This window comes from Archangium gephyra, assembly GCF_049060025.1.
Lineage (GTDB): Bacteria > Myxococcota > Myxococcia > Myxococcales > Myxococcaceae > Archangium > Archangium gephyra_A.
Genome location: NZ_JBMEQQ010000002.1, coordinates 7,437,403 through 7,462,315, shown reverse-complemented (window position 1 = coordinate 7,462,315; position 24,913 = coordinate 7,437,403). Strand labels below are relative to the sequence as shown.

Here is a 24,913-nt window from a genome sequence, read left to right as displayed (position 1 = left end):
TAAGAGCTGTTTCGGTAGGTGGCCCTGCGACCCCGCCGCCCGAGGGGCAACCGGGCTGGCTTCAGTCCTACCGAAACAGGCTCTAAACCGGCAGCATGTACGCGCTCGCCGGGGGCCCCGACGGGACCTTCTCGGCCCGCGCCCTGAACAGCGCCGGGACTCAGCTCTACTTCGCGGCGTGCAGGGCCTCGTTCAGCCGGTCCGCGAGGCGTGAGGCCAGCGCCTTGGCCTCGCCATCCGTAGGTATCGACACACCGGCGGTGGCACGCCGGCCTCCACCGCCGAACTCCTGGCACAGTTGTCCGAGATGGACTGGGCCGGGCTCGTTCCAAGGGTTCTCCCCGACGCTCACGATGAGGGTGTCGTCACTGCGGTACAGGCCGATTCCGTACCGGATGTCGGGGTAGCATTCGTAGGCCAGATACCGACGATAGGGAGTCCGCAGATCGCCTTGGTCGAGGATGGCCACCTTTCCCCGCAGTTGGAGTCGGTGGGATAGGTGCTCGCGAATCTGCGAGTCGTCCTGCAGCACCCGCGCCCGGGCCGTCTGAATATGCTCCAGTTCGAGCACATGGCTGACGGGCTCGCGGGCAATCGCATGAACTACCGCCGCCAGCGAGTCGGGCTCCGTGAGCTCGGCGATAATGTTCGACAGCAGCAGATGGGGATTGGAGAGGTCGTTGGCCTGGGCCGGTGACGCGTAGTTCGCTCCGTCAATCACGTCTGCCCAGTGGACGTAGTCGCCCCAGTGCGCTCCACCGCTGAACCAGGGTAGCTTCACGATGATTCCGGGACATGATGCCGCTTCAGGTACGAAGACGTGGAAGGCGTCCGGGCGGAAGGCCTGTCGGAGGGACTCTGTAGAGAATGTGGTCGCGTGATGGTCGACCCAGAGCGCGGCCTCGGGGTGGTACAGGAAATCGACTATGCCCGTGCCGGGCCCCAGGCGTTGCTCCACCCAGTTCAGGTTCGGTCTGTACTGGACCGGGTGCAGTTCCAGCTCGCTCGCAGCGCTGGCCTGGACCATGGCCGCCGCAACGACTCCATCGTAGTCGCGGTGATAGTAGAGCTGTCGCAGCGCGAGCGGTTTCATTCGGCGGAGCTCAGGGCCTCTTGGTAGACCTCTTCTGTGACAGGCGTAGCTCCGTCGCGCAATGCATTCAGGTCGGGCTCCAAGAATCGCTTCACGACGCTGCTCCGTGCATCGAATAGCAGGGCGGGGATGTTCGAGGTGTTCTTCCCAGGGGACATCCCGTAGGGAACGAAGAGCACGTCGCCATCAATGCGGTAGGCGCTGTATTTGAAGCCATAGCGCGAAAAACCCACGGAGAGTCGGGATGGCTCGTCCAGCTGCGAGCGCAGCTGCATAATCTGCTTGAGTGCCCCCACCACCTTTTTTGTGCGGTGGCCCAGGGGCGCGCAGAAGTCCTCATCATACCGTGCCATGGCCGTCTTGTTGCGAGGGTCGGCCAGGACCACATGGACCTTGCCTCCTCGGTCCAGGAGGGCTTTGACCTCCGTGCTGTTCGGCTGCTCGAAAAGATCACGAGCGGCGATCCCGAAGATTTCAAGGCTGTGCTTGCCGTGGAGGAGCTCACCCCAACGTATCGACGGGGAGCCCCAGAAGTGCGCGCCGGCGATGTGGATCTTGTCCGGCCCATCCAGCACCAAGCCGGAGCCCACCCGCCCGGAACCCAGGGCCTTGTCGTCGTGGAAGCGGCGGTCGGGGACGCCCAGGTGGTCGACGCGGAAGCCGTCCCAATGGGGAAACCAGCGACGCGGCCAGGTCCTGAGCTGGAGGTTGCCCCTTGCATCAATCATCAGCGACGCGAAGTTGTAGCCGTGGCTGTCCTTGCTCGAGCCTGCCTCCTTGGGGTCACGGTGGGCGGCGGCCGCCACCACGCGGACGTGGTTCTGTCCGCCGGCCTGAGATACCAAGTCGACGCGTGGGTCATGCATATGCCCACAGAGATGCACCGTAGTGCCCTTCTGCGCCATTGCCCGGAGCCTCTCGTCGTCCCGGAGCCACCCGGCCTCGAACGGGTGGTGCGTCAGCAGCAGCCGCACACTCCCCTTGACCGTGGACAGCAGATGGCGCTGCTCTCCGGATAGTACGAGGTTCCCCTGGTCCTGGTTGTCGTTGCTGACCATCGCGGTGTTCAGGCCCACCAATTCGATGGTCCCGAAGCCGGGGATCTCCACATGGCTGCTCCAGGCGTCCAGGTTGCGCTTCGCGAAGCCATCCGCGAACTGCTGGTAGTTTGCTTGTCGCGTGTACAGCGCCTTGCGCTGCTCCTCGGACCTGAGGATCGTGTTCAGCGCGCCCGGGTCCTTGCGCACCTGTTCGACCAACTCCTTCGCTACGTCACGCTGCACATCGTGGTTTCCGGGGACGAGGTAGACATCCTCCGGCTTCAGTCCCAGCAGCGTCGTGAGTTCGCGGAGGAACACATCGGCGTCATGATACTCTGCCGGATCGCACTTCCCTCCAGAGAAGGCGATGTCTCCCGTTACCAGGATGGCCTGTGGAGGCGGAAGCTCGGGCCACTCCGCACGCGCTTTCTCCACGTCGCTCTTGAGGAGCGACAGCACGGTCTTCTGGTCCCAGCCGTAGGTTATGTCGCCGTGGCCGAAGTGGAGATCGGACAGGTGCAGCCAGGAAAACAGATGGCGCTCGCCAATCGACATGGTCGGGTCTCCCTTCCTTTCTCTGGCAATCTACCTGCCCCGGGCAGGTAGGCGCAGGGCCTCGCACTGGCCCAAGGAGGAACCTGCCAAGCGTGCACCCTACCGGAACAGGCTCTAAGCAACACCCCCACCGCACCCCGCTCCGCTTCCGCGTGTTCCACCCGGCAGCCAGGTAGCGCATCCGGGCCCATCAGACCTATCAAGTCCCCGCTGGGCTTCCCGTAGTGCCACCTCTGCCCGCTGGAGCCTCGCCGCTAGTTGCTGCATGTTCCCGCCCATCGACCCACCCTCCGACGTTTTGGACTGAGATTTTTCCGGGGATATGCGTGCCCCCTCGGAGCCGAGGATTCCCCCCCCGTGTCCCTAGGGTCTCCCTGAACACGAGTCAGGCCCTCCACCCCATCAACGGGGCGGCCCCTGGGAGGCACCAGGAACGACGGGAGGCGCGGGGCGGAGGACCTCCGCGTGGAGACCCAGCGGGGCACCTGGAGGGGCATCCATAGGGCTGGGCAGGGGTGGCCCGTGCTGGGTGGGTGGAGCGGGTCGGGCGGGGGGAAGAATTTGTTCCAAAGAAAATACGTGCTCACCGCCGCATCCACCGGTCCCGCGCGGCCCACAGGGCCTCGCACGCGGTCACCGCGCCCGTCTGCACATGGACGTCCACCACGCGCGAGAGCTGCGTCTGCCCCGGGTTGATTTCCACCGTGGGCCGCTGGCGCGCCACCGCCTCCACCACCGGCGCGGTGATGTATGGGAACAGGCTCGACGTCCCGATGGAGAACACCAGGTCGAAGCCCCGGGCGAACTCCCGCTCCATCACCGCCACCTTCTCCGGCGGCAGCAACTCCTCGAAGAGCACCACCTCGGGGCGCACCACCGAGCCACACTGCGGACAGGACGGACAGGGCGCGAGGTGCGCGTAGTCCACGACGCGCTCCGTGAACTCGCACCGCGTGCAGCTCAGGTCGTGGATGTCCCCGTGGATGTCGATGACGTTCTTCGACCCCGCCGCCTTGTGGAAGCCATCCACGTTCTGCGTGAGCACCCAGCAGCGCTCGAAGCAGCCCTCGATGAGCGCGAGCACCTCGTGGGCCCGGTTGAACTTCGCGCCCCGGCTGGCCTGCTCGATTTCGTGCAGGTGCTTCCACGTCAGCGCGGGCCGGCTCCGGAACATGCTCCCCGAGAGCGCCACCTCGATGGGCACGCCTCCCTCCGTCGTCTTCCCGTTGTAGAGCCCCCCGATGCCCCGGTACGTGGGGATGCCCGACTCCGCCGAGATCCCCGCCCCCGTGACGAACAGCACACTCCGGGCCCGGGACAGGTGCTCGATGACTCGCTCGAGGGCTTTTTCCATATCCGGAAGCGTCGCAGCCCCGGGGGAAACCTCGCAACCACGGGTACGACCCGGGGCCCGAGATACCCTCACCCCGACCCTCTCCCGGGGGGAGAGGGAGGAGAGATTGTAGGGAAACGGGTTACTGCTCGCCCTTGGAGAAGATGCGCCGCAGCAGCGCCTCCCCCTCCGAGCGCGGGGGGGCCGCCGACACGAACGTCGGCAACCCACGGCTCTCGAACCGGACCGGCTGCCCCTCGCTCCCCGCTCGCGGGAAGCCCAGGCACACCGTGTCCTGCTCGGTCATCGAATGCTGTCCGGTCTGGCTGAACATGGTGAACCCCCCTCGAAGGATGATCGCCGCACCTGACGCAGTATCCCCTTCGGGTCTGACATGTCCGGTCAGCTCACTCCTCACGTGGGTCAGTCCCGGTTGACCTCGCAGTAGGCGAAGCCGATGGCGTGGGTGTCGCGCGGCACCACCAGATGCTGCACCTTCGACACGAAGCAGGCGCTGGAGTCCGCGTCCACCGTGTAGTTGGGTCGGCGGCAGTCCAGGGTGCTCCCGTTCTTCGTCGCCGGGTCCACCAGGAAGTACCCGCCGCACCAGGGCGGCACCACCGTGTCCCCGTCGCTCACCACCGAGGCGTAGTGCACCGGGCCCAGGTAGGTGGCCCCGGGCGTCTCGTCGTTGGAGCCATCGCCCTGGGGCGCCACGCCGTTGAGCTTGCGCAGGAAGGCGCTGTTGGCGCAGTCCTCCGGGTTCACCCCCGCGCACCCCGGGACGAGCCCGCAGTTGGTGATGCCGTTGTGCGGCGAGGACATCACCACCAGGTCATCCACCGTCCGGTTCGCCAGGAAGCGCGCGTAGTAGCGCGCCGTCACCGTGCCCTGCGAGTGGGCCACCAGGTCCACCGCCGGGCAGCTCCCGTTCACGCACGGCACCTTCTTGTCGATGAAGGCCGCCAGGCACTTCGCGTAGCTCTCGTTGACGTAGGTGGCCGCGTACCCGGGCAGCACCGCGCAGAAGTCCTTCGCGCCGCAGTCGCGCGCCGCGTCGAAGCGGAAGAGGTTGACGCCCTCCGTGTAGCCCCGCGCGCTCCAGGCGGACACCAGCGTGTCCCAACGCGTCGCGTCGTCGTTGCGGCCGTGCACGAGGATGACCGGGTGCTTCGGGGTGACGGTGGCGCACGCGGTGGCGCACTGCGCCCGCGCCTCCCCGGCCACCAGCCACGTCAGGCCCGCCACGAGCACCAGACCGCTCTTCACGAAATTCATGGAAAATCTCCCTAAGTGGAGGGAGAGACCCCGCGAGGGCTCAAAAGAGCACGACCATCGTTCCCGGCGGCACGCGGCCGTACAGCGCGGTGATGTCCGGGTTGTGCAGCACGACGCACCCCCAGGAGAGCCGGCCCCCACTCTCCGCGAGGGACCACTCGCCCGCCCACCCGTGCAGGCCGATGCCGCTGCCCAGCTTCGTGGAGGCCGGCGTCAGCTTGCGCTCCCGCCACGCCCGGGTGATGGCCTCGCGCACCTCGCGGGAGATGACGCCTTGCGCCACGCCCCACTCCGCGTCCCACGGGTTCGGGTAGTTCAGCTTCATCCAATGGCCGCCGTAGAAGGCGCCGTACTCCCCCGGGAAGTCTCCCCGGTGCTTGCCCACCACGAAGTACATCCCCAGGGGCGTGCGGTTGTCCCCGCGCAGCCGCTTGCGGCCCTCGCCCTGGCCGAAGCCCACCTCCACGCGCTTCACCTCCCGGCCCCGCTCGTACAGCCGCAGCTCGTTCGCCGCGTGCGAGATGAGCAGCAGCACCGGCTCCTCCGCGGGCAGGGGCAGCCGGGCGCGCTCCTCGGTGAAGCGCTTCGCCTCGGCGGCGGACAGCACCCGGCCGCCCTCGAGCAGCCGCACCTCCCCCTTCCCTCCGGTGCCCACCCGGCCCACCGCCTGTCCCCGCGCCACGCCCTGCCCCGGGCGCCACGTCACGGCCTCCAGTCCCGTGTACTCGGAGCGCACGCGCCGCAGCTCGTGGTTCTCATGGAAGAGGTGCTCGAGCGTCACCGAGCGGCCCCCCGGCCCCACCGCCACCACCTGCCCCCGCGCCAGCGCGCGCACCTCGCGCCCCGGCGCCACGGAGGCAGAGCGGGGCAGCGGCTCGAAACCCTCCGCGGGAGGTTGGGCGGGATGCAGCCAGGACTCGAACGCATCCGCGGCGGCGGCCCGGCCCGGAGACACCGCGAGCAGACAGAGCCCCAGCAGGAGACGGCACGGCACGAGGCGACTCAGGGAGGAGGAAGGGTGCACGCGGGCTGAACACCCCTGCCCCGCCTGACGTTCCACCAACCAGGGGAGCGAGCCGATTCTTCACACACCGTTGCAGTCCCTTTGCTCCCGACCGCAGCTTGCCAGCGGACACTTGAAAGGAGTCCACACATGAAGTCCGTCATCCGTTTGGGGTTGTGCGTGGCGGCGCTGTGGGGCGGCGCGGCGCTGGCAGGAGATGAGTGGAAGGAGCCGGGCTACGGCGGCTCGGGCATCGACGACGACAGCCGGTCGATGATGCGGTCCGAGGACTGGGGCGCCGACAAGGGCCTCTACGTGCTGCTGGGTGGCGGCACCGAGGGCTACACCGGAGATCTCGCTTCCGACGTGAACGCGGGCTTCGCCTACGGCGCCACCGTCGGCTTCAAGCCCACCCGCGGCCTGGGCCTCGAGCTGGCCTACAGCGGCGGTCTCTCGGACATCGACACCTTCGGGCCGGGCGGCGCGGCGGACGGCGCGGACATCATCCGCAACGGTGGCCAGGCGGCCGTCACCGTCGGTCTCACCCCGACGAAGCTCCAGCCCTACATCCTGGGCGGCATCGGCATCGAGAACTTCAACGTGCGCGGTCTCGGCCCGGTCGCCGGCTTCCAGGACGACACCAACGGGTACGTGCCAGCCGGAGTGGGCCTTCGCTACAACATTGGCCCCCTCATCACCGCTGACGCCCGCGTGAGCTACAACCTCCCGTTCGAGTCGGACTTCGCTCCGGTCGACAACGGCGTGGGCAACGGGCGCTACCAGGCCCTGCTGCAGCTCGGCGGCACCTACTAGGCCGGCACCTCGAGACCCAGCACCCACCGGGAAGACCCGGGGCCCTCGCGCCCTCGGGCTTTCCCGTTCGTGTTTCCGGGCTCAGGGGAAGCGCGCCAGGAAGGCGCCCAGCTTCGCCCCCGCCGCCCGCGTGGCCGGATCCAACGGCTTCGCCCCCGCCGCGGGCAGTTGCACCACCAGCTCCCACAGCGCCGGCTTCATCTCGTCCCACGCCGCGTGGGCCGCGGCCTCGTTGTCGAAGAAGCGGCTGTGCACCAGCCACCCCGCCACCCCACACGTCACCGCGTAGAACGAGCGCGCCGGCTCTTCCTCCAGCGTGAGGCGCAACCCCGCCGGGTGCTCCTCGTCCCGGACGATGATGCCCCCTTCCGTCCCGCCCAGCCCCAGCGTGCGCCCCTCCTCCACCGGCCTCCAGCTCTGCTCGTCGCTCATCGCCTCACGTGCCTCCCGCTCGGGCTCCACCCTCCTCCACCCGGGGCCTCCCCGGCAACCGCTCCACCGCCCGCCCGTGCGGTACCCGGCAGGCGGACGCCCCGCGCCCGGGTGACCCGGCATTTTCCTTCCATTAACCGAGGCTGATGGCCCGCACCGGGCGTGCGGAATCCCGCGTTTTTTACCCGGAATAGCCAGGAAGACTTCGCGGAATCCACACACGCGGGTGTCTGGAATGAAGGCCCGGTGCATTTGTCCGAGTCGCGCCTCCCAGGCCGCCTGCACGCCAGGCGTTCACCCCATCAACGAGGAGTTCGAGATTCATGAATCGCATCGCTATCGCCGTCCTGCTGCTCTCCACCGCCGCCGGGTGCGGCACGAGCCGTAACGCGACCGGGGGGGCGCGTGAGGGCAGCGGCACCGTGACGGGCATCATCACCCTGGCCGAGGAGGTGGGCCCGAAGACGGGGGACTTCTGCGCGGGCCTGGCCGTGAAGGTGACGCCCGCGGGCGCGCCCGAGGACGTGCTGGGCAACCGCACGGTGCGGGTCAGCCGTGGGCGCTGCAGCTACCAGATTGGCAACCTGCCCAGCGGGGGCGAGCAGTTGGCGCTCACCGTGACGCCGTCGCCGGCCTGGCAGTGCGCCAACGGCGCCACGCCCAGCATCACCCCGGAGGCGCAGCCGCTCCAGCTCAAGGACTACCAGACGGCGACGCGCGACTTCAGCGTGAGCTGCACGACGCCGACGACCGAGGCCGCCGCCACGCCGTGAGGTAGCCCCACCGTCTCACCGGGTCCCGGTCCGCGCGGCGAGCCGGGGCCCGTGGGCTACCGGGGGTCCTCCCCCAGGTGGCACTTCTTGTACTTCACCCCAGAGCCGCACCAGCACGGCTCGTTGCGCCCGGGGCGCGGGGCACGCCGCGCGGGGGGTGGAGGCAGCGTGTCGAGCACGCGCTGGAACAGCGAGCTCAACCGGTGACGCGAGCCCCGGGCCCGGGCGGCCTTCTCGAGTTGCGCCGCGTCCAGCGTCCCCCCGAGCTGCTCGATGGCGTGCTGCAACTCGATGATGGTCTGGTTGGCGAACAGGTCCTCCGCGTTCTCGTCCACCTCATGGGCGTCGAGGGCCCGCGTGAGGGGCTCGATGGCGCGCGGGTCGCCGTAGGTCGACAGGTTCATCGCCGCCGCGACGGAGTCCTCCTCGAGCTGCGCGAGGAGCGCCGCGTAGATGCGCTCGTCCCTGGCGCCACAATGGGAGAGCGCGGAGAGCAGCCCGAAGCGCTCATCCACGGTGCGCGCGTCGGCCAGGGCCTCCAGGGCCGCGGGCGCCACCGCGGGCCCGAACTCCTCCAGGGCGTACAGGAGCGCGTCGTAGAGCAGCTCGCCCGGCTCGGTGTGCATGAGCCGGCGCACCATGGGCTCGATGGCCTCGGAGGCCTTCAGTCGCGCCAGCAGCCGCACCGCGTGAATGGGCGCATGGCCCTCTCCCGGTGCCGTGTTGAGGGACAGCGGCTCATCGCGCACCACCTCCACCAGGGGCTCCACCGCCTCGGCGCCGCGCGCGAGGATGTCCGCTTCCAGGGACGCGGGGAGCGTCTCCGTGTGCTCCAGCATCCGGCGCACCAGGGCCCGGGTGTCCGCGTCAGTCATGGGGCCACCTTCCCCGGAGGAAGCGGTGGGCCTCCTCCACGAGCAGCGGATCATTCGCCGCCGCGAGTTGCTCGGGCAGGGCCGAGAGCAGCTCCCACGCCCCCTCCCACCACTCGGCCAGCTCCGAGCCGTCCACCAGCCCGAGCCGGTGCAGGTACTCGCCCCACGGGCGCAGCGCGAGCGCCGTGGCGGCGTGCACATGCGGGTGCAGGACACGCTCCTCGCCCAGGCCGCGCACCCAGTGCTCCAGGTCGGTGAACCCGGGCAGCAGCAGGTGCATGGGCCGATGCACCACCCCGCCATGCCCCATGGGCCCGGGCAGCAGGTGGAAGAGCTTCCGGGAAGAGGAGCTGCGTGCGCCCCCACGGCCACCCCTGGCGTATCCGCAGCTCCGTCTCGAAGGTCATCACCAGCGCGCGCTGCTCGTCGAAGAAGGCCTCCGGGGACAGGTCGAGCAACGACGCCCCCTCGCGGCGCACCCACGGCCGCCGGCCGGTGCGCAGCTCCAGCCCCTGGGCCACCCAGTGCGGCACCGCGCGGTCGAAGAGGGACAACTGCTCGTTGAGCCGCTCCAGCGACAGGCCGGGCTCCTCGCGCAGCCCCGCGTCCATGCAGGTGAGCACCGCGCGCGTCACGTAGTCCACGAGCGTCCACTCGGCGAGCGTCTCGTCCTCGCGCACCCGGGGCCAGGCCTCCAGCAGGCCCGCGCGCGCCTCGTGGAGCCGGCCCCGGTAGAGACACCACTCGGCCAGACGCGACACCAGGGCGGCATCCCCCGTGCGCATCGCCAGCGACACGAGCGCCCCCTGCACGTCCCGCCCCGGCAACCGCAGCGCCAGCTCCACGCGCCAGGTGCGCACGGCCGGTTCGGCCTCGTGGACGCGCGGGGCCCGCTCCTTCCAGGCGTCCAGCAGGCCCTCGAACTCCCGGTACCGGCCCGCCTGATTCAGGGCCTCCTCGACGTGGCTGCCCACCTCGAAGGCATCCTCCTCGTCGAAGCCCGGGTGGCCGGCCGCCTCGCGCGCCAGCACCAGCTTCTCGTCCACGGAGGCCGCATGCAGGCGCTCGTAGAAGGTCAGCGGCAGCCCCGCCTCCTCCTGTCCGGTGTCCACCTCCGTCGCTCCCGGGAGCGGGTGCTCACGCGGAGCCTCCTTGTCTGGCCGTTGGTTCCCCATGCCCGGCCAGTGTAGACATGACCGGAGAAGTTGGCACGGAAATCCGACCTGGAATGTCGGATGGCGGAGAAACCGCCCGGGCGGGTGGTAGGCTGCCCGGCGGTCCCTGGAGCCGTCATGAGAATCCTCTCCCCTCGCGCGAGGGCGCTGCTGCGGGCACTCAACGACACGCCGGACGTCCTCGAACGGCTTCGCGGGGCACAGGGGAACCATCAGGACGCCCTGCTGCGAGCCCTCGCGGACCAGCAGGAGCCCGCCCTGGTGCTGCCCCTCTTCCGCAAGGTGCTGTACGCCCAGGACGGAGAGGCGCGCGCACTGGCCCTGGCGCTACACCCCCTCGTCTCCGGACTCGGCCCGGACGACGTGCGCGCCCTGGACCAGGCGCTGCGCCAGGCCAGCTTCTACGAGACGGGCTACCTCGACCTCGGCGCCCAGCACCTCGACGCCTACGCGGCGCTGTCGCCCTCGGTGGTGGCGCTGCTCACGTGCCACCCGAGCGGCTACCTGCGGCAGCCCGCGCTCCTGCGCCTGGGAGGGAGTGGAAGCGGAGCCGCGTGGCCCTTCCTGCTCGTGCGCCTCAATGACTGGGTGCACCCCGTGCGCGAGGCCGCGCTCCAGGCCGCGATGGCGGCGCTCCCCGCGGTGCCCCTGAAGCTGCTCGTGCGGCACTTCCCGCTGGTGGAGGCCCTGCGCCAGTACAGGCGCGCGGACCACGCGCCCTTCGTGGAACAGGTGATGGCACGGCTGCGTCAGCCGGATGCGCTGGCCTGGCTGGCGGCGAACCTCGGCACGCTGGTGGGGCGCTCGCGGCGCATGGCCTTCCGGCTGGTGGTGGAGCGCTCGGAGGAACTGGCCCGGCCCCTCGTCGAGTCGGCCCTGGACGACCCGGACCCGGTGGTGAAGGGGCTCGCGGCGGGACGGGTGGAGCAACTCTTCTCCGGCGAGGAGCTCTTGCGAATGCTGGCGCGCATGGAACGCTCCCGCTCCATGGGGGTGCGGCGCGAGGCCTACGTCACCTACGCGCGGCGGTTCCCCGGGCTCGGCGAGGCGAAGGTGCGCGAGGCCCTGCTGGACTCGAGCCGGTCCATCCGGGATTACGCCCAGCGTCGGCTCTCCGGCACCGTGGACGTAGCCGGGCTGTACCGGGAGGCGCTGCGCGAGAGTTCCCCCAGGACCGGAGCGCTCACGGGGATGGGCGAGACGGGCCATGCCTCGGACGCGCGGCTGCTGGCGCCCTTCCTCGCCCACCCGCGCGCGTCGGTGCGGCGCGAGGCGGTCACGGCGATGGGCCGGTTGGACGGTGAAGGCTGCGCGGAGGCACTGCGCGAGCTCTTGGGAGATCCGGTCCCGAGCGTCTCACGGGCCGCGGCCCATGCGCTGGCCCAGGGCCCGAGGCGCATCACCTCCGGCTGGCTGCGCCGGTGTCTCTTCCAGCCGGGACTGCCTCCCCACGCCGTCGGGTTGGCCTTCCAGCTCACCGAGGCCCTGCCTTCCTCGGAGGCCCTGCTGCTGCTGATCGAGGCCACGGACCTGCCGGAAGCGGCGCATCGGGAGCTGGCCCATCACCACCTCCGGAGGTGGATGTACGTTCACACCCGGCGCTTCAGCTCCGGCTCCACGCCCATACCACTTGGCACGCTCAGGCAGGCGGTGCGCACGGCCCGGAACCTCGAGCCCAGGATGGCTCTGGAGTTGGACCACCTGCTGCGAGGACTCGAGTAGGGACCGCTATCCTCTTCCGGAGGGCGAGGGAGTGGTTCTTCCGAGCGACACCAGCAGCGTGGCCATCTCTCCCGGCGTGAGCGTCTGGCTCGCCGCCCCCATCGCCCTCGCCGCTCCCGGCATCCCGTCCACCACGCAGCTCGCCCCGTCCTGCGCCACCGTCAGCGCTCCCGTCTGGCGCATCGCCAACAGCCCCCTCGCCCCGTCCTCCCCCATCCCCGTCAGCAACAGCCCCACCGCCCTCGCTCCGTAGAACCCCGCCACGCTCTCGAAGAGCGCGTCCACCGACGGCACCGCCACGCCCCTCGACGGCCGCGTTTGCAGCTTGCCCCCCCGCACCACCAGGTCGCTGTCCGCCGGCGACACGTACACCACTCCCGGCTCCAGCCACTCCCCTCCCCGCGCCACCACCATCCGGTGCCCCGTTCCCGCCAGCCACCGCGCGAAGCCCGGCTCGAAGCCCCGGACGATGTGCTGCGCCACCACCACCGGAAAGGGCGCCGGTGCCGTCAGCGCCCGCAGCAGCTCGTACACCAGCGGCGGCGCTCCCGTGGAGCCTCCAATCGCCAGCAGCGAGCACGCCCTCGGCTCGAGCCCCGGAGCCGCCGGCAACGGCGCCGGCAGGCCAGGCACCACCGCCGGCGTGCGCAGCGACATCCTCCTCCGGCCCACCACCCGCGCATGCGCCATCACCCGCACCGTGCGCAGCAGCCGCTCCCGGAACTCCTTCACCGCCTCCAGGCCCCCCGCCATGGGCTTCGCCAACACGTCCACCGCCCCCGCCCTCAAGGACTCGAACGTCCTGTCCCTCCCCGGCGTCTCCAACTGCCCGCTGAGCACCACGATGGGACACGGCGCCGTGGCCATGATCTCCGTGATGGCCTCCACCCCGTCCATGCCTCCGGGCAGCACCAGGTCCATCAGCACGAGCTGGGGGCTCCACCGTTGCACCGCCACCACCGCGTCCCGGCCATTGGCCACGGGCGGCAGCAGCTCGATGTCCGGCTCCCGGCGCAGGAGCTGCTCGAGGAAGGCGACGACGGACCGCGAGTCCTCCACCAGCAACAGCTTCAACAGAGAGGCCTCCCGCGCCCGTCAGCTCCCGGGCCAGCGCACCCACGTCCGCCATCGGAGCCCGGGCGCGGCGTGTGAGGTTATCAGGACCACCCGGCGGTGGGGCTTCACTTCTTGCCGGAAGCCTTCCCGGAGCCCTTGCGCAGCCGCGCCGTCACCTTCACCAGCGCGTCGTGCGGGCAGACGGTGCGGTGCCTCGCCTTCTCGTAGCCGCGCAGGGAGAAGTCGACGATGACGGGCGTGCCCGGCAGGCACTCGAGCCCCACCGACACGGGCGTCTGGCCCTGATCCTTCCCGTCCACCAGGATGGTGGCACCGGCGGGCTCCGACTCGACCATCAGGATGGCCCCGTCGAAGTCGGCGCGCTCCTCGCGCGTCACCGTCTCCGGCGGGCGCTCCGCCGGAGCGGGGGTGCCCGGCTTGCTCTCGACGGGAGGGCTCGCCTCGGGCACCACGGAGAAGGTGGGCTGGAGGGTAATCATGCGCGGCTGCAGGGACAGCTCGCCCGTCAGCAGCGGGCGGACGAACAGCCCCACCGCCACCAGCGCGCACAGGGCCGAGGCCAGCTTCAGCCCCGCGGCCAGCCGCTCGTCCCGGGAAGCGGTGCCCGCCGGGGGAGCCGCGGGCGCCACCGGACGCGCGGGCGCCACCGGACGCGCGGGCGCCGCCGGGGGCGCGGCGTTGGCGGGGCCTCCGCTCCCGGTCGGGTCCGGCTTCGGCTGGGATGCATTGCCACTCACGACGCCACCTCCCGCGAATCACCGCGCTCAACCGACCACACGGAAGACCTCCTTGAGCGTCGTGGTTCCGGCATTCACCTTCGCCAGGCCGGCGGAGAGCAGCGGCACCATGCCCTCGGACACCGCGATGTCGTGCGCGCGCGACGTGGGCGACTTGGTGTTGACGCACTCGCGGATGGCCGGGGTGACCTTCAGCACCTCGTAGAGGGCGGCGCGCCCCAGGTAGCCGGAGCCACCGCAGCGCTCGCAGCCCACCGGAATGAAGAAGGGGCCGGTGGTGGGCAGGCCCGCCGCCTCCAGCCGCGCCAGCTCGTCGATCTCCGCGGGAGCGGCCATGCGGCAGTGCGGGCACAGCGCGCGCACCAGCCGCTGCGAGATGGCGGCCACCGAGGCGGACGCGAGCAGGAAGGGCTCCACCCCCATCTCGATGAGCCGGTTGAAGACGCCCGCCGAGGAGCTCGCGTGCACCGTCGTCAGCAGCAGGTGGCCGCTGAGGCCGGCCTGGATGGCGGTGCGCGCCGTCTCCGCGTCGCGAATCTCGCCCACCATGATGACGTTGGGATCCTGGCGCAGCACGGACCGCAGGCCCTGGGCGAAGGTGAAGCCCTGCTCGGCGTTCACCTGCGTCTGGGAGAAGAGCGGCACGTCGTACTCCACCGGATCCTCGATGGTGGCGATGCGCGTCAGGTCTCCACGCGTCTGCTTGATGTAGCCGAGCGAGGCATACAGCGTCGTCGTCTTGCCCGCACCGGTGGCGCCCGCCACGAAGATGATGCCCTGGGGGGCGTCCAGCAGGCGCTGGTAGGAGGAGAGCGTCTCCTGCGCGAAGCCCAGCCGGGGCAGCTCCGGCAGCCGGATGGTGCTGCGGGCGATGCGCAGCGCCACGGCCTCGCCGTGGTTGGTGGGCAGCAGCGACAGGCGGATGTCCGCGGGGCCCTCGGGCGTCCCGAAGGCGAAGTGGCCGTCCTGCGGCCGGTCCGAGCGGAACAGCACCACCTTGGCCAGCACCTTGAGGCGGTTGATGAGGCGCGGGTGGTGCTCGCGCGGCATCATCATCACCTCCTCGAGCACACCGTGGACGCGGAAGGCCAGGCGCGTGCCCGTCTCCAGCGGGTGCATGTGCACGTCGCTGGCGCCCACGCGCACGGCCCCATCCAGCAGGGTGTCCACGAAGGCGATCATGTCCGGCTCGGGGCGGGAGATGTAGCCGCGCAGCAGCCCCTGCAGCTCGACGAGCATCTCGCGCACGGCGAACGCCACGTCCGCGTCCACCACCGCCAGCGGCGAGAACGACACCCGGTGCCCGAGGCCCTGGCGCGAGCGGCGGGCCCGGGCATCCAGGGCGGAGCCCGCCGCGCCCAGCGCGAGGCACAGCCCCACGAAGCCCAGGAGGGCCGGCGTGACGGCGAGGCCCACGAAGCGGCCCCCGAGCCGTTGCGCGGTCTCCGCGTCCCGGATGGGATTCTGGTACAGCCAGGCACCAATGCTCCCCAGGAGCACCAGCACGGCCAACACCCAGGTGGCCTGGGCGGCTCTTCGGACAGGCGAACTCATTCGGAGCCCCGCACGCTAACAGGCACTTCCTTTCACCTCAATCAACCGGCACCCGGCGTGCGGGGGGCGTTCTCACACCGCAAGAGAGCCGCCCCTCACCCGAGGCGGATGGCTCCCCGGAGTAGTCGAGGGTTACAGTGTTGTCCCGAGTGGACCCGTGGAGGGTCCCGGACACACCGGACCCGAGAAAGAAGACACATCGATGAGCCGTCACTCTCCGTGCCGATGGATGCTGGCAGGCGCCCTCCTGGGCTCCCTGGGCCTGTCCTGTACGCCCCCGGAGGAGCCGTTCCCCAACCAGGACGAGCTCGAGGTGCTCCAGAGCCTGCACACCCCCTCGGCCCTGCCTCCGAAGGATCCCACCAACAAGTACGGGGACAACCCGGCGGCGGCGGCGCTGGGCCTGCGGCTCTTCAACGACCCGGGCCTGTCGAGCTGCGGCACCGTGTCGTGCAAGAGCTGCCATGACGGCGAGGGCCGCTCGGTGGACACGGCGGTGGCCCAGGGCTGTGACGGCAAGTTCACCGGGCGCAATCCCCCCACGGTGTTGAACGCGGGCTACAGCACCTGGTTCATGTGGGACGGGCGCGCGGACCGGCTGTGGAACCAGGCGCTGCTGCCGCTGCTCAGCCCCTTGGAGATGAACTCCAACGCCGGCCTGCTGCGCACCCGGCTGTCCGAGGGATACGCGGAGGAGTACCGCGCCCTCTTCGGCAAGCGGCCCTCGGAGGAGACGGACGACAACCAGTTGCTGGCCCACTTCGGCAAGGCCATCGCCGCGTACGAGCGCACCCTCAACCGCCATGACGCGCCCTTCGACCAGGACGTCCGCCGCTTCCTGGCGGCGGCGGAGGCCGGCAAGGCGGAGCAGGATCCCGCGTACCTGGGGCTGAAGACGTTCGTGCGCAAGGGCCAGTGCAGCGCGTGCCACAAGGGCCCCATGCTCAGCGACGACCAGTTCCACAACATCGGCGTGAAGGACCTGGGCGAGGGCCAGCGCGGCGTAGCGGTGGCGGCCACCCCGATGCTCGACTGGCCCTTCAACTCGGCGGGGCCGTACAGCGACGCGCCCGGCGGCCTCGAGTCGGCGCGGCTGCAGCGGCTGCGCAGCGACCTGAACGAGAAGGCCTCCGAGCTGGAGGGCGCCTACAAGACGCCCACGCTGCGCAACGTGCAGCTCACGGCGCCGTACATGCACACCGGCGAGGTGAAGACGCTCGAGGACGTCATCGAGCTGTATGACAAGGGCGGCGAGCCGGTGGGCAACTACGCGGGCGTCGTCTCCGTCTCCATCAAGCCGCTGGAGCTCACCGCCGAGGAGAAGAAGGCGCTGCTCGAGCTGCTCGAGTCCATGACGGGCGCGGGGAAGTAGCCCCCCGCCGGGCGCGGCCGCGAGCAACTGGTCCGATTGTTGGACCAGTGGGTGAACGGCGCGCCCGGAAGGTGGGCGGGAGTCGCCGCGGAGGGTTCAGCGGCCGGTGGGCGCGGGGGCCGGCTGCGCGGGCGGGGCCGGCTTCACGTCCGTGTTCTGGCCCGCGACGATCGACCACTTGCCGCCCATCTGCTTCAGCACGTAGCGCATGCGGGTGCGCAGCACGCCCGGCTCGGTGGCCTGCACTCCCGGGGGCAGCCCCGCGTAGCCCGTCACCACGTGCTCGGTGTCCACCACCGCCACGCTGGGGGCGACGAGGACGATCTTCCGCACCGTCACCTCCGAGCGGCTGCCCTTGAAGAGACTGGCGAAGATGGCGGCGTGCCGCGTCCGGATTTCCTCGCGGCCGCTGAAGACAGTCCCCACGATGTTGATGAACTCGGCGTCCGGAGCGAAGTCCTTGCTCCACGCCGCCGCGTCGCCACGGTTCCAGGCCTCGGTCTGCTCGGCCACGAGCTTGCGCAGGCTCACCTCGTCGCGGGACTGGCCCCGGGCCGCTTGAGCCTGGACGGGTGAGGCAACACAGAACGACAGGACCACGGCCAGGACGGCCGAGCTTCGCGCGATGGTGTTCATGAAGGGTTCCCCTGACATGGAATGAGCGTGCCCCTGCGGCGCGGGCACCATAGCAGCGCCCTTCCCGCGAGCGGGGCGTGATGTCACGCGGGCGCCGCTCACGCCGCTGGCGGGGGCGGCGAAGCAGGTGCGGCGGAGCGGGGCGGCTGGATGAGCGGCCAGGCGCGCTTGAGGGTGACGGCGGCGGAGGCGGCGATGGCGGCCTTCACGCAGTCCCCCGGCACGAAGGTGAGCGAGCCCAGCGCGGCCTTCGCCAGCGGCAGCTTCGCGGCCACGGCGAGCCAGGGGATGCCCACGGCATAGAGGACGCAGATGCCGCCGAGCACGTTGATGGCGAAGGCGAGCGGCACGGACAGCCGCGTCCAGGCGCGCTCGGTGAGCCAGCCGATGAGGAAGGCCGCGGGCAGGAAGCCCACGAAGAAGCCCCCGGTGGGCCCCACGTACACGGCGAGCCCGCCCTTGCCTCCGGCGAGCAGGGGCAGCCCCGCGGCCACGAGCACGTGGAAGAGCAGCAGGGAGAGGAAGGCCTTGCGCGCCCCGAGGATGGAGCCGGCGAGCATCACCCCGAGCGTCTGCGCGGTGATGGGCACGGGGATGAAGGGCAGCGTGAGGGGCGGCAGCAGCCCGAGCGCGGCCACGAGGGCGGCGAACAGGGCGACGTGGACGAGATCTCGGGTCTTCACGAGGGTTCCTCGGGGTCGAAGCAGCGCGCGTCGATGGCGTCGGCGAGCGAGTCGGCGGTGCGGAGGGTCTTCACCAGCAGCGGGACGAGCACGGCGAGCGGATTCCGCTCGAGGCCGCGCACGCGTTGGGCCTCCTGGATTTCGCGCAGCCACGTGGCCAGCAGGGGGATGAAGCGCAGGGTGAGGGAGAGCAGCAGGCCCAGCCGCGCGGGGTTGAGCCCGAAGCGGGCGAGGGGCCGCAAGGCACGCTCCAGCGTGTCGAGCATGTCCGAGGCCCGCGTCGTCAGGGAGACGAGCGTGGCGAGCAGCAGCAGGACGGCGAGCCGCAGCACGGCCTCCAGCGCGGGCACCCAGCCGGACAGCAGCGCGTGGAGGACGAGGAGCGGGACGAGCACGAAGGCGGCGAGGCGGAGGACGGGCGCCACCTCGCGCGGGCGCAGGCGCGCGAGCGCGTAGAGGCCGAGCGTGGCCACGAGGGCACCGGAGAGGACGGGCAGCGAGGAGAAGAGCAGCAGCCCGGTGCCGGCGGCGAGCAGCCCCAGCATCTTGGCGCCCGCGGGCACGGCGTGGACGGGTGAGTCGCGGTGGAGGTAGAGGCCGAGGCTCACGCCATCATCCGGACGTAGGCGTCGAGGGCGACGGAGGGGGCGTCATCGACGACGACGCGGCCCGCCTCGAAGACGAGCACCCGGTCGAAGTCGCGCAGCAGCTCCAGGTCGTGGGAGACGACGATGGCCGTCTGGGGCAGCTCGTGGATGGCCTGGGCGAACCGGCGCTTGTTGCGCAGGTCCAACAACGTGGTGGGCTCGTCGAAGACGATGTAGCGCGGCTCCATGACGAGCACGGAGGAGAGCGCGAGCAGCTGCTTCTGGCCGCCGCTGAGCAGGTGGGCCGGGTGGTGGCGGAAGTCCTCCAGGCCGTAGCGGCGCAGCATGGCGGTGACGCGCGCGGAGATGTCGGCCTGGGGGAACTTGAGGTTCTTCAGCCCGAAGGCGAGGTCCTCCTCCACGGTGGGCAGGACGATTTGATTGTCGGGGTTCTGGAAGACGAAGCCCACCTTGCGGCGGATGGCGCGGGCGTCCTTGCGGGTGTCGAGCCCCTCCACCAGCACCTGGCCCTGCTCGGGCACGAGCAGCCCATTGAGCAGCCGCGCGAAGGTGCTCTTCCCGGAACCATTGCCGCCCACCACGGCGATCCGGCGCTCGGAGAGGGTGAGCTCGAGCCCCTCGAGGACGGGGCGCTCACCGAAGTGATGGGTGACGGCGTGGAGTCGAATCATTCGCGACCGCTACGGGCGGGCGAATGTAGCGCCTTTCTGGCTCCGTGCATGTCCCTCTCCCCCTGGGAGAGGGTCGGGGTGAGGGTGTTCCGTCCTCTGCGTGCGGCTACGTCACACGCGGAGAGACCTGGGGCCACCCTGTAATTCCCTCACCCCGGGGGCTTGCCCCCCTTTGAACGAGGGGGGGATCCTCTCCCGGAGGGAGAGGGAGCGCGCTCCACGCTCAATCAATGCACGTGGGCCGGCTCGGGCTCGTGCCGCCGCGGACCGGTGCCGGACTCGGAGTGGATGGGCGGAAGCTTGTTGGCGTGCAGGCCCGTGATGAGGCGCACGTCCCGCCGCTTGGTGAGGTACGTGTAGGCCCAGTCCACCATCACCGCCAGCTTGTTGCGGAAGCCCACGAGGAAGGTGATGTGGATGCCGAGCCACATCATCCAGGCGATCCTGCCGCTCACACGCACCTTGTCGTAGAGCACGCCGATGGCCGAGCCGCGGCCGATGACGGCGAAGGAGCCCTTGTCGCGGTAGCGGAACGGCTCCAGCGGACGGCCCATGAGCCGGTGGCGGATGTTCTTCGCCACGTGCCGGCCCATCTGCATGGCCGCCGGGGCGATGCCCGGCACCGGCTTGCCGTCCTGCACCAGCGAGGCGAGGTCTCCGATGACGAAGACGTCCTCGTGGCCGGGGACGTTCAACGTGGGCTCCACCTTCACCCGGCCCGCCCTGTCGAGCGGCACCCCGAGCGTCCGGGCCACGGGGGAGGCGGCCACGCCAGCGCCCCAGAGCACCGTGCGCGACTGGATGCGGGTGTCGCCCACCATGACACCCTCGTCGTCCACGCCGGTGACCAGGGTGCCGGTGCGCACCTCCACGCCGAGCTTCTCCAAATCCCCGCGCGCCTTCGCCGAGAGCTCCTCGGGATAGGTATTGAGCACCCGGGGGAGGCCCTCGAGCAGGAGGACGCGGGCCTGGGAGGTGTCGACGCGGCGGTAGTCGCGGGGCAACGAGTGCCGGGTCATGTACGCGAGCGCCCCCGCCAGCTCCACGCCGGTGGGCCCGGCACCGATGATGACGAAGGTGAGCCATTCGCGCTGGCGCTCGGGATCGGTCTCGCGCTCGGCGGCCTCGAGGGCCAGCAGCACCCGCTCGCGGATCTCCCGCGCGTCGTCGATCGTCTTGAGGCCGGGGGCGAACTCGGCCCACTCCGGGTGGCCGAAGTACGAGTGCGTGGCGCCCATGGCGAGCACCAGCGTGTCATAGGGAATCTCCCCGCCGTCGGAAACGACCACCTTGCGCGCGAGGTCCACGGATTGGACGTCGGCGAGCAGCACGGTGGTGTTCCGGCCGCGCAACACCTGGCGGATGGGCGCGGAGATGTCACCCGGGCTGAGCACGGCGGTGGCCACCTGGTACAGCAGCGGCTGGAAGAGGTGGTGGTTGTAGCGGTCGAGCACCGTCACCTCCACGGGAGCACGCCCGAGCCCGAGCGCGGCCTGGAGCCCGCCAAAGCCGCCTCCCACGATGACCACGTGATGCCTTCCCGGGTTGTGTTCCATGGCGGAAAAGGTGAGGAGCCCTGGGGAAGGTGACCACCGTCCCCGGGGACCAGTCCGCCCGCTGGAGGCAGCCGCCTGCTCGCTCGCCAACAGGGCCAGGAGCCAGCGGCGTGCATGGCGGCCTGCCCTCGCGGCAGCCTGCCGGTGACAGCCCGCGAAGGACTACCGCACCAGGTGGAACGCGGTCTGCCGCTGGAAGGCCCAGCGCACCTGGCCGCTCGCGTCGATGACGACGTCCTCCTCCTGTGCCGAGCGCACCTTCTGCCCACCCCACTCCGCCACCGGGCTCGTCGCCTGCAGCTCGATGGAGAACCACTGGTTGGGGATGACCTTGTGGTCGCCGTTGCCCGGCACGCCCTCCTGCCGGTCCCACAGGCCGATCATCGGCCCCGCCCCGTGCCCGTTCAGGCCGATGGGGTGCGAGTACACCGTCCCATCGATTCCCTCGGCCTTCATCCGCTCCCGCGAGGCCTTGAGAATCTCGTTGCCCGAGCGCCCCGGACGCAGCTCCTCGAAGACGATGTCCTGCAAGCGGTTGGAGCGCGCCAGTGCCGCCTTCAGCCCCGCGGGCGCGTCCGTCTCACCCTCGCGCAGCACGTAGCCCATGTGCTGCGTGTCCGTGTTCAGCCGCAGCGCCGTCACCCCGAAATCGCAGTGCAGCACGTCGCCCCGCTCGATGATGGGGTCCTCGCCCACGTCCGCTTCCGTCTTCCCCTGCCGCTGCACGCTCACCGACGGCTGGAACCACGTCCCCAGCCCCAGGTCGTTCACCCGCTGGCGCATCCACCACACCACGTCACTGGTGCGCGTCTTGCCGGGGGTAATCACCTGGCTGGAGAAGCCCGTCTCGATGATGTTCCACGCCAGCTTCGTCAGGTCCTCGTAGAAGCGCTCCTCGTCCGCGCCGCGCCAGGCGATGAGGTCCACCGGCAGGCCCCCGGACGGCTTCAGCCGCGCCGTCCACTCGGGCCCGAGCGCCTCCGTCATCCCCTCGTACTCGCCATGCGTCAGCCCGTCCGCGAAGGCGAACGTGCGCGACACGTTGATGCCGATGACCTTCGGCTGCCGCTCCTCCAGCACCGCCTTCAGCACCTTCCACTGGTCCGGGCCCCACAGCTCGGCCTGCCGGGTGACGCCGCCTCCGTCCACCTGCATCTGCGCCCGCCGCGCCTCGTACACGCCGCCCTGCGTGCCTCCGCCCAGCGCGAGCCGCTCCACGCCCTTCTCCGGGCCCCGGTCGTGGAAGACGTAGATGGTGCGCCGCCGCGCCGCGAACGTGGTGGGCGCCACCAGCGCCGGAAACACAGGGTCCTCGTTGTACTCGCGCATCGGTATCACCCACATCTCGATGCCGTACTGGCGCATCAGCGCGGGCAGTGCCTTGTCCATGCGCTCGCGCAGCCAGCCCTGCTGCCGCGTGGCCTGCTCGCGCAACGTGCCGAAGGGGCGCTCGGGCGCGGAGGAGGCCTCCGGCGCACGGGAGGCCGGAGCGGTGGTGGCACAGGCGGACGTGAAGAGGAACAGGGGGACGAGGAGACGATTCCAGGTGTTCTTCATGGCCGCGCAGCATCGCACGGACGGGCCCGGCCGGCGCCCAGGATGCGGCCTCGAGGGAGACCCCCGCCGGGACGCCCGGTTCTCGGCCACCAGGGTGCCCCCCGGGGGAGCCCTCGCACCCGCCGGCCCCGGCCCTGCTTCGCGCCTCACCGCGTGGTGAAGACGAGGTCATCCTCTCCGTCGAACACGCCGCGGCCGTCCACCACGCACGGCGGCTCCGCCGCGCACGGGCCGCACTCCAGCGTCCCGCCGCACCCGTCCGGCACCACCCCGCACGCCGCCTCGCACGTCAGCGGCATGCACACGCCCGGCTCGTACCGCTCGCTCGTGGCCAGCGTGCCCTCCAGGTCGTTGGAGCCTCCCACCACCAGCAGCGCGCCGTCCTCCAGCCGCACCAGTCCCGCCCCCCGCCGCGCCGACCCCAGCGCCGGCTCCACGCTCCACGTGTTCGCCGCCGGATCGTAGCTCTCCACCGACGCCAGCGCTCCCGACATCACGTGGAAGCCGCCCACCACCAGCACCCGCCCCTCGTGCGTCACCAGCGCCCCGTGCGCCTCGCGCGGCGTGCCCGGCGCCACCGCTTCCTTCCACGCGGCACACACCGGCTCGTCCGGCGCGTCACACGCGGGGTCGTACAGCTCCGCCGTCTCCGACGCGCGCGACGTCGTGCCCCCCACCACCAGCACCCGCCCGTCCGCCAGCAACGTCACCGTGTGGCCCGAGCGGTGCGTGCCCACCACGCCTCCCACCTTGCCCGTCTTCCTCCACTGGCCACTCGCGGGATCGTACAGCTCCGCCTGCAGCCCGCTCACGAAGAGCACCTGGCCGTTGCCCAGCACCACGCCCGTCTGGGCCCCGGAGCGCGCCGCCACCGGCGCTCCCGTGCGCGTCCACCGGCCCGTCGCCGGCTCGAACAGCTCCGCCGAGCGCACCGGGTGCCGGTCCACGTCGAAGCCTCCCGCCACCAGCACGCGCCCGTCCGGCAGCAGCACCGCCGCGGGATCGTTGCGCGCCTCGCTCATGTCCTGCACCACCGTCCACTGGCCCGTCGCCGGGTCGTACACCTCCGCGCTCGCCAGCGCGCCAAAGGACGCCGAGGACGTGCCGCCCGCCACCAGCACGCGCCCGTCCGCCAGGCGCACCGCCGCGTGGTTGCGCCGCGCCGTGCGCATCGCCCCCGTGACGCGCCACTCGCCCGTCTCCGGCTCGAACACCTCGCTGCTCATCAACGTGCGGCTGCCATCGTGCCCACCGGCCGCCAGCACCCGCCCGTCCGTCAGCACCACCAGCGGCAACAGCTTGCGCGGCGTGCTCAGCTCCCGGTCCACCAGCCCCTGCGCCTGCGCGTCCAGCGGCGCCGCCGAGCTGCAGGAGAACACCATCGTGAAGAGCGCCAGCATGGCGCAGGACGTCGAAACCCTTTTCATGACCCTTCCCACTCCGTTCCGAAGAGGGACGGATCTACACGCCCGGTCTGACATCCCCCGGTTCGAATTCCCCCGTGATTCCCGGGGGTTATCGTCCGTTGTATGACAGACCTGTCAGGTGGTGCGCGGCGCGTGCCGCACTCCGTCATGGGCGCGTCATGGGCCCGTCAGGGGCCGGGGGAGGCCTGCCCTTCCACGTCCTCCGCGTTGACCGGCTCGGCGTCCATGCCCTCGTGGTGCCGCGGTGGGAGGGCCCCGCCATCGTCGTCCTCCAGCTTCAACAGGTGCGGGGTGCGCTCCAGGTACAGCTCGCCGTCGCGCGCGTAGCGCACGTCCGAGAACTCCACGAGGAACTCGTCGCGCGACAGCAGGCGCGGCTCCAGCTCGAAGTGCGTCTCCCCCACCGCGCGCACCCGGCCCACCTTGCGCCCCTCCATGTCTCGCACCACCATGCCCTCGCGTACGTCGTCCTGCACCACCATGGCATCCTCCTCGGCGAGCACCCGGGCCTTCCCGCCCCGAAGCGCATGCCTTCTGAGTGGGGAACACCCGGCGCCACGGCAACCGCTGACGGCTGGAAGGAAGGGCGGCCCTGGAGACGGGGGGCGGCTCCTCGTCCTGGCATCCGTGCGGAAGCCTGGGGCCGCGGGGCTGGCGGTGCGCGCGGTGCCTAACGTTCCTCCGAGAAGAGAGGAGGAGGCCGCCATGCTCCTGGAAATGACCGCCGTCGAGGCCCGTGAGCTCAAGGAAGTCCTCGACTCGACCCTGCGCAAGCTGCTCGATGAGATCGCCCACGCGGACCACCGCGCCTACCGCGAAATGTTGCAGGCCCGGTACAGCCGGCTCGAACAGCTCAATCACCGGCTCGGTGCGTCAACCGAGAGCGACCAGGTCTACGCCTGAGCGCCCGGCCGTGAGACGGGTCCCCTGGGCCTTCAATCGC

The 24,913-nt window shown here is 70.8% G+C and carries 25 protein-coding genes; 5 read left to right on the top strand and 20 right to left on the bottom strand.

Annotated features, from left to right (window positions below; genetic code table 11):
- Window positions 1-166: 166 nt before the first annotated feature.
- From ACN28I_RS32620 to ACN28I_RS32595, 6 genes are all read right to left on the bottom strand, one after another.
- Window positions 167-1,093, bottom strand: a complete 927-nt coding sequence (locus tag ACN28I_RS32620) for a hypothetical protein (protein WP_420945809.1) — start codon at window positions 1,091-1,093, stop codon at window positions 167-169.
- Window positions 1,090-2,688, bottom strand: coding sequence for a metallophosphoesterase family protein (locus ACN28I_RS32615; RefSeq protein WP_420945808.1), 1,599 nt, complete (start codon window positions 2,686-2,688; stop codon window positions 1,090-1,092). Before ACN28I_RS32615 ends, ACN28I_RS32620 begins: the two co-directional genes overlap by 4 nt.
- A gap of 583 nt (window positions 2,689-3,271) precedes the next feature.
- Window positions 3,272-4,042, bottom strand: coding sequence for an SIR2 family NAD-dependent protein deacylase (locus ACN28I_RS32610; RefSeq protein ID WP_420945807.1), 771 nt, complete (start codon window positions 4,040-4,042; stop codon window positions 3,272-3,274).
- A 121-nt stretch (window positions 4,043-4,163) separates the two neighbouring features.
- Window positions 4,164-4,355, bottom strand: a complete 192-nt coding sequence (locus ACN28I_RS32605; protein WP_420945806.1) for a hypothetical protein — start codon at window positions 4,353-4,355, stop codon at window positions 4,164-4,166.
- Between the two features lie 89 nt (window positions 4,356-4,444).
- Complete coding sequence (locus ACN28I_RS32600) at window positions 4,445-5,299, bottom strand: hypothetical protein (protein ID WP_420945805.1); 855 nt, start codon at window positions 5,297-5,299, stop codon at window positions 4,445-4,447.
- Between the two features lie 40 nt (window positions 5,300-5,339).
- Window positions 5,340-6,293, bottom strand: a complete 954-nt coding sequence (locus ACN28I_RS32595) for a L,D-transpeptidase family protein (protein ID WP_420945804.1) — start codon at window positions 6,291-6,293, stop codon at window positions 5,340-5,342.
- Between the two features lie 159 nt (window positions 6,294-6,452).
- On the opposite strand from ACN28I_RS32595, the gene ACN28I_RS32590 reads away from it, so the two are divergent.
- The gene (locus tag ACN28I_RS32590) at window positions 6,453-7,115 is read left to right on the top strand and encodes a hypothetical protein (protein ID WP_420945803.1); all 663 of its coding nucleotides are present in this window, start codon (window positions 6,453-6,455) and stop codon (window positions 7,113-7,115) included.
- An 81-nt stretch (window positions 7,116-7,196) separates the two neighbouring features.
- On the opposite strand, the gene ACN28I_RS32585 is transcribed toward ACN28I_RS32590, so the two are convergent.
- Window positions 7,197-7,547, bottom strand: coding sequence for a hypothetical protein (locus ACN28I_RS32585; protein WP_420945802.1), 351 nt, complete (start codon window positions 7,545-7,547; stop codon window positions 7,197-7,199).
- Window positions 7,548-7,870: 323 nt separating this feature from the next.
- Between ACN28I_RS32585 and ACN28I_RS32580 the strand changes: the two genes are divergently transcribed.
- Window positions 7,871-8,320, top strand: a complete 450-nt coding sequence (locus tag ACN28I_RS32580) for a hypothetical protein (protein ID WP_420945801.1) — start codon at window positions 7,871-7,873, stop codon at window positions 8,318-8,320.
- 56 nt (window positions 8,321-8,376) lie between these two features.
- On the opposite strand, the gene ACN28I_RS32575 is transcribed toward ACN28I_RS32580, so the two are convergent.
- Complete coding sequence (locus ACN28I_RS32575) at window positions 8,377-9,195, bottom strand: SEC-C domain-containing protein (RefSeq protein WP_420945800.1); 819 nt, start codon at window positions 9,193-9,195, stop codon at window positions 8,377-8,379.
- Between the two features lie 50 nt (window positions 9,196-9,245).
- The gene (locus tag ACN28I_RS32570; protein WP_420945799.1) at window positions 9,246-10,307 is read right to left on the bottom strand and encodes a hypothetical protein; all 1,062 of its coding nucleotides are present in this window, start codon (window positions 10,305-10,307) and stop codon (window positions 9,246-9,248) included.
- 180 nt (window positions 10,308-10,487) lie between these two features.
- On the opposite strand from ACN28I_RS32570, the gene ACN28I_RS32565 reads away from it, so the two are divergent.
- The gene (locus tag ACN28I_RS32565; RefSeq protein WP_420945798.1) at window positions 10,488-12,092 is read left to right on the top strand and encodes a HEAT repeat domain-containing protein; all 1,605 of its coding nucleotides are present in this window, start codon (window positions 10,488-10,490) and stop codon (window positions 12,090-12,092) included.
- A 6-nt stretch (window positions 12,093-12,098) separates the two neighbouring features.
- Here ACN28I_RS32565 and ACN28I_RS32560 read toward each other — a convergent pair whose 3' ends face one another.
- The 3 genes from ACN28I_RS32560 to ACN28I_RS32550 all read right to left on the bottom strand — a co-directional run bounded on the left by ACN28I_RS32560 (window position 12,099) and on the right by ACN28I_RS32550 (window position 15,460).
- Window positions 12,099-13,166, bottom strand: coding sequence for a chemotaxis protein CheB (locus ACN28I_RS32560; RefSeq protein WP_420945797.1), 1,068 nt, complete (start codon window positions 13,164-13,166; stop codon window positions 12,099-12,101).
- A 107-nt stretch (window positions 13,167-13,273) separates the two neighbouring features.
- Window positions 13,274-13,906 carry a PEGA domain-containing protein gene (locus ACN28I_RS32555; protein ID WP_420945796.1) on the bottom strand — a complete coding sequence of 211 codons (633 nt, stop codon included), beginning with the start codon at window positions 13,904-13,906 and terminating at the stop codon, window positions 13,274-13,276.
- 27 nt (window positions 13,907-13,933) lie between these two features.
- Window positions 13,934-15,460, bottom strand: coding sequence for a GspE/PulE family protein (locus tag ACN28I_RS32550; protein ID WP_420945795.1), 1,527 nt, complete (start codon window positions 15,458-15,460; stop codon window positions 13,934-13,936).
- A 202-nt stretch (window positions 15,461-15,662) separates the two neighbouring features.
- On the opposite strand from ACN28I_RS32550, the gene ACN28I_RS32545 reads away from it, so the two are divergent.
- On the top strand, window positions 15,663-16,832 hold the full coding sequence (locus tag ACN28I_RS32545) for a cytochrome-c peroxidase (RefSeq protein WP_420945794.1): 1,170 nt from the start codon (window positions 15,663-15,665) through the stop codon (window positions 16,830-16,832).
- A 96-nt stretch (window positions 16,833-16,928) separates the two neighbouring features.
- Here the strand turns inward: ACN28I_RS32545 and ACN28I_RS32540 are convergent, their stop codons facing one another.
- The 8 genes from ACN28I_RS32540 to ACN28I_RS32505 form a co-directional block, all read right to left on the bottom strand.
- Window positions 16,929-17,468, bottom strand: coding sequence for an SgcJ/EcaC family oxidoreductase (locus ACN28I_RS32540; RefSeq protein WP_420945793.1), 540 nt, complete (start codon window positions 17,466-17,468; stop codon window positions 16,929-16,931).
- A gap of 98 nt (window positions 17,469-17,566) precedes the next feature.
- Window positions 17,567-18,151: a biotin transporter BioY gene (locus ACN28I_RS32535; RefSeq protein WP_420945792.1), complete on the bottom strand. Its 585-nt coding sequence runs from the start codon at window positions 18,149-18,151 to the stop codon at window positions 17,567-17,569.
- On the bottom strand, window positions 18,148-18,759 hold the full coding sequence (locus ACN28I_RS32530; protein WP_420945791.1) for an energy-coupling factor transporter transmembrane component T family protein: 612 nt from the start codon (window positions 18,757-18,759) through the stop codon (window positions 18,148-18,150). The genes ACN28I_RS32535 and ACN28I_RS32530 overlap by 4 nt, the downstream gene beginning before the upstream one ends.
- The gene (locus tag ACN28I_RS32525) at window positions 18,756-19,430 is read right to left on the bottom strand and encodes an energy-coupling factor ABC transporter ATP-binding protein (RefSeq protein WP_420945790.1); all 675 of its coding nucleotides are present in this window, start codon (window positions 19,428-19,430) and stop codon (window positions 18,756-18,758) included. The genes ACN28I_RS32530 and ACN28I_RS32525 overlap by 4 nt, the downstream gene beginning before the upstream one ends.
- 227 nt (window positions 19,431-19,657) lie before the next feature.
- On the bottom strand, window positions 19,658-20,986 hold the full coding sequence (locus ACN28I_RS32520; protein WP_420945789.1) for an NAD(P)/FAD-dependent oxidoreductase: 1,329 nt from the start codon (window positions 20,984-20,986) through the stop codon (window positions 19,658-19,660).
- A gap of 162 nt (window positions 20,987-21,148) precedes the next feature.
- Window positions 21,149-22,543: a M24 family metallopeptidase gene (locus ACN28I_RS32515; protein WP_420945788.1), complete on the bottom strand. Its 1,395-nt coding sequence runs from the start codon at window positions 22,541-22,543 to the stop codon at window positions 21,149-21,151.
- Window positions 22,544-22,689: 146 nt separating this feature from the next.
- Complete coding sequence (locus tag ACN28I_RS32510; RefSeq protein ID WP_420945787.1) at window positions 22,690-23,970, bottom strand: Kelch repeat-containing protein; 1,281 nt, start codon at window positions 23,968-23,970, stop codon at window positions 22,690-22,692.
- A 167-nt stretch (window positions 23,971-24,137) separates the two neighbouring features.
- Window positions 24,138-24,452, bottom strand: a complete 315-nt coding sequence (locus ACN28I_RS32505; protein ID WP_420945786.1) for a DUF2171 domain-containing protein — start codon at window positions 24,450-24,452, stop codon at window positions 24,138-24,140.
- Between the two features lie 223 nt (window positions 24,453-24,675).
- Between ACN28I_RS32505 and ACN28I_RS32500 the strand changes: the two genes are divergently transcribed.
- Window positions 24,676-24,873, top strand: coding sequence for a hypothetical protein (locus ACN28I_RS32500; RefSeq protein WP_420945785.1), 198 nt, complete (start codon window positions 24,676-24,678; stop codon window positions 24,871-24,873).
- Window positions 24,874-24,913: the final 40 nt, after the last annotated feature.

Excerpts from the sequence above, each read along its gene's own strand:
- ACN28I_RS32620 (WP_420945809.1), bottom strand. The coding sequence starts at position 1,093 with ATGAAACCGCTCGCGCTGCGACAGCTCTACTATCACCGCGACTACGAT.
- ACN28I_RS32615 (WP_420945808.1), bottom strand. The coding sequence starts at position 2,688 with ATGTCGATTGGCGAGCGCCATCTGTTTTCCTGGCTGCACCTGTCCGAT.
- ACN28I_RS32610 (WP_420945807.1), bottom strand. The coding sequence starts at position 4,042 with ATGGAAAAAGCCCTCGAGCGAGTCATCGAGCACCTGTCCCGGGCCCGG.
- ACN28I_RS32605 (WP_420945806.1), bottom strand. The coding sequence starts at position 4,355 with ATGTTCAGCCAGACCGGACAGCATTCGATGACCGAGCAGGACACGGTG.
- ACN28I_RS32600 (WP_420945805.1), bottom strand. The coding sequence starts at position 5,299 with ATGAATTTCGTGAAGAGCGGTCTGGTGCTCGTGGCGGGCCTGACGTGG.
- ACN28I_RS32590 (WP_420945803.1), top strand. The coding sequence starts at position 6,453 with ATGAAGTCCGTCATCCGTTTGGGGTTGTGCGTGGCGGCGCTGTGGGGC.
- ACN28I_RS32585 (WP_420945802.1), bottom strand. The coding sequence starts at position 7,547 with ATGAGCGACGAGCAGAGCTGGAGGCCGGTGGAGGAGGGGCGCACGCTG.
- ACN28I_RS32580 (WP_420945801.1), top strand. The coding sequence starts at position 7,871 with ATGAATCGCATCGCTATCGCCGTCCTGCTGCTCTCCACCGCCGCCGGG.
- ACN28I_RS32575 (WP_420945800.1), bottom strand. The coding sequence starts at position 9,195 with ATGACTGACGCGGACACCCGGGCCCTGGTGCGCCGGATGCTGGAGCAC.
- ACN28I_RS32565 (WP_420945798.1), top strand. The coding sequence starts at position 10,488 with ATGAGAATCCTCTCCCCTCGCGCGAGGGCGCTGCTGCGGGCACTCAAC.
- ACN28I_RS32550 (WP_420945795.1), bottom strand. The coding sequence starts at position 15,460 with ATGAGTTCGCCTGTCCGAAGAGCCGCCCAGGCCACCTGGGTGTTGGCC.
- ACN28I_RS32545 (WP_420945794.1), top strand. The coding sequence starts at position 15,663 with ATGAGCCGTCACTCTCCGTGCCGATGGATGCTGGCAGGCGCCCTCCTG.
- ACN28I_RS32540 (WP_420945793.1), bottom strand. The coding sequence starts at position 17,468 with ATGAACACCATCGCGCGAAGCTCGGCCGTCCTGGCCGTGGTCCTGTCG.
- ACN28I_RS32525 (WP_420945790.1), bottom strand. The coding sequence starts at position 19,430 with ATGATTCGACTCCACGCCGTCACCCATCACTTCGGTGAGCGCCCCGTC.
- ACN28I_RS32520 (WP_420945789.1), bottom strand. The coding sequence starts at position 20,986 with ATGGAACACAACCCGGGAAGGCATCACGTGGTCATCGTGGGAGGCGGC.
- ACN28I_RS32515 (WP_420945788.1), bottom strand. The coding sequence starts at position 22,543 with ATGAAGAACACCTGGAATCGTCTCCTCGTCCCCCTGTTCCTCTTCACG.
- ACN28I_RS32510 (WP_420945787.1), bottom strand. The coding sequence starts at position 23,970 with ATGAAAAGGGTTTCGACGTCCTGCGCCATGCTGGCGCTCTTCACGATG.
- ACN28I_RS32505 (WP_420945786.1), bottom strand. The coding sequence starts at position 24,452 with ATGGTGGTGCAGGACGACGTACGCGAGGGCATGGTGGTGCGAGACATG.
- ACN28I_RS32500 (WP_420945785.1), top strand. The coding sequence starts at position 24,676 with ATGCTCCTGGAAATGACCGCCGTCGAGGCCCGTGAGCTCAAGGAAGTC.